Origin of the sequence: Kitasatospora sp. NPDC059973 (assembly GCF_042737525.1) — a bacterium.
Classification (GTDB): domain Bacteria; phylum Actinomycetota; class Actinomycetes; order Streptomycetales; family Streptomycetaceae; genus Kitasatospora.
The window spans coordinates 1-2,415 of record NZ_JBHWUI010000349.1 but is presented as its reverse complement, the minus strand read 5'-3'; the positions used below and the strand labels follow the sequence as shown (position 1 = coordinate 2,415).

The window sequence follows — 2,415 nt, the reverse complement described above, 5'->3', positions numbered from 1 at the left end:
GGGACACCGGGGCCGGCGGGCGGCCCGGGTGCGGCGGCCGGGCGGCGGGGCGCGGGCAGCGTCACCGGCGGGCGCCGTCGCAGGGCCTCGGGCGGGTCGGCACCGGGTTGGCGCGGTGTACGCGCTCCGTCGGCGTCGGCACCGAGGTCGGCATCGATCAGGACGACGTCGAAGGCCCGGCCCTCGGTGGCGGCACGCTCCAGGGCGCGCTCGGCGGCGGCCGCGCTGCCGGCCGCGCCGACCTCCACGTCGGGCTCGGCGGCGAGCGCCGCAGCCAGCGCCTCGGCGAAGATCCGGTGGTCGTCGACCACCAGGACGCGGATCCGCCCCATCGTCACTCCCCCCTGTTCGGCCGAGCTGCGCCCGGGGCGCCGGCGCGGACCACCGCCGTGGCCCGGGTCCTGCTCCGCCGCCCACCCCCCGGCTCCCGGGAGGACCAAAGCACCGACCCCCACCGGTACCGGAATCAGCGTACGGGGTGGGGGACGGCCCGGTGGGGGTTTGGTGAAGTTTCGTCAGGAGGTGCGGACTTGGCGTGATTCGGCGACGGCGGCGCCTCCCGGCGGGCGGCGGTGACCGGGGTGGTGGCGGCCCGGGCGACGCCGTGGAGGGGGCGGCCCGGGCGACGCCGTGGAGGGGGCGGCCCGGGTGTCCCAGCGACCGGCGGCCGGTCAGGCGCCGTAGGGGCGGACGGCGCGGGCGTCCCGCAGCGCGTGGGCCCACCAGGTGAGCTGGTCGAGCATGCCCTTGGCGGCGCCGGTCGGGACGGTCGGGTCGACGGGCTCGCCGTCCTCCCCGAAGGCGCCCCAGACGCTGTGGAAGCTGACGGAGTCCCGGACGGTGACGGTGTGCAGCTCGGCGAAGATCAGCCGGAGCTGCTCGACCGCGCGCAGCCCGCCGCCGAGGCCCCCGTACGAGACGAAGCCGACCGGCTTGGCCTGCCACTCGGCGCGGTGCCAGTCGATCGCGTTCTTCAGCACGGCGGGGAAGCTGTGGTTGTACTCGGGCGTGACCACCACGAACGCGTCGGCGGCGGCCAGCCGGGGCGAGAGCGCGGCGAGGCACTCGGCCTGCTCGGCCGTGGGCTCCTCGCCCAGGTGCGGCAGCGGATGGTCGGCCAGGTCGATGACATCGAGATCGAGATCGGCCCGCTGCCCGGCGGTGCGCACGAACCACTCGGCGACGGTGGGCGCGACGCGGCCCGGGCGGTTGCTGCCGACGATGACGGCGACGCGGTACGGGGTCTCGGACATGACGGTCTCCGGGAGTTGGTCTCTGCGGTCACCGCCCGATCGGACGGCCCGTCAGGTAAAGTACAACGTTCATGGCAATAGGTACAACGCTTATGGCAAACTTCTCGGGAGCCCCTCGATGACCGGTGAGAACGACACCCCGACCGCGCCCCGAAGAGGACTGGCCGAGAAGCGACAGGCCATCACCCGGGCCGCCCGGACGGTCTTCGGCCGGGACGGCTACTCCCGCGCCGGCATCGACGCCATCGCGGCCGAGGCGGGGGTGTCCACCCGCACCATCTACAACCACTTCACCGGCAAGGAGCTGCTCTTCCGGACCGTCGTCCAGGAGAGCACCGGACAGGTCGGGAACGCCCAGCTGGAGGTCATCGACCGCCACCTGGCCAAGGTCACCGACCTGGAGTCGGACCTCGTCGCGCTGGGCCTGGCCTGGGTGGGATCGCTGACGGCGTTCGCCGACCACTTCGCGCTGGTCCGGCAGATCAACGCCGAGGCGGCGCATCTCCCGAAGGACCTGCTGGAGGCCTGGCAGGCCGCCGGGCCGCGTCGGGCCGTGGTCGAACTCGGCTTCCGGTTCGGCGGGTTGGCCGACCGCGGACTGCTGGACGTCCCCGATCCGGAGCGCGCCGCACAGCACTTCGTCCTGCTCGTCGGCAGCGAGATCACCCAGCGTTCCTACTGGGGGGCGTTCCCGCTCGCCCCGGCGGAGACCGAGGAGCTCGTCACCACCGGCGTGCGGGCCTTCCTGCGCGCCTATGCCGCTCGCCCGGCGCACTGACCACCAACAGACCGGTGCACTGACCACCGACAGACCGGCGCACTGACCACCGGCGCACCGGCGAGCGACGGGAACGGCGAAGCACCGCCCCCGGGGTGGGGAGCGGCGCTTCGTTCACGGCACGGGCCGACTACCGCGGGCCGAGGCCTAGAGGCCGTTCTTCTCCAGGGTGAACTTCCAGGCGTCGGCGACGATGTCGTCGAGGTTGGGGCGCTTGGGGGTCCAGCCGAGCCTCTGGTGGGCACGCTCGGCGGAGGCCACCAGGACGGCGGGGTCGCCGGCGCGGCGCTCGGCGGTGACCACCGGGATCTCGCGGCCGGTGACGCGCTTGACCGACTCGATGACCTCGCGGACCGAGAAGCCGCTGCCGTTGCCGAGGTTGCA

2 protein-coding genes and 2 pseudogenes are annotated in these 2,415 nt (G+C 74.2%); 1 reads left to right on the top strand and 3 read right to left on the bottom strand.

Translation table 11 applies throughout. The features are described from left to right. Together ACFWA9_RS39000 and ACFWA9_RS38995 are read right to left on the bottom strand one after the other, a co-directional pair. Nucleotides 1-332: pseudogene (locus tag ACFWA9_RS39000) on the bottom strand (DNA-binding response regulator); the annotation flags it as partial. A 339-nt stretch (nucleotides 333-671) separates the two neighbouring features. Further along, entirely contained in the window at nucleotides 672-1,253 is a 582-nt protein-coding gene (locus tag ACFWA9_RS38995; RefSeq protein ID WP_329489311.1) for an NAD(P)H-dependent oxidoreductase, read from the bottom strand. Nucleotides 1,254-1,371: 118 nt separating this feature from the next. Between ACFWA9_RS38995 and ACFWA9_RS38990 the strand changes: the two genes are divergently transcribed. Continuing rightward, nucleotides 1,372-2,031, top strand: a complete 660-nt coding sequence (locus tag ACFWA9_RS38990; protein WP_352290658.1) for a TetR/AcrR family transcriptional regulator — start codon at nucleotides 1,372-1,374, stop codon at nucleotides 2,029-2,031. 147 nt (nucleotides 2,032-2,178) lie between these two features. Here ACFWA9_RS38990 and ACFWA9_RS38985 read toward each other — a convergent pair. Beyond that, nucleotides 2,179-2,415: pseudogene (locus ACFWA9_RS38985) on the bottom strand (UDP-glucose 4-epimerase GalE); the annotation flags it as partial.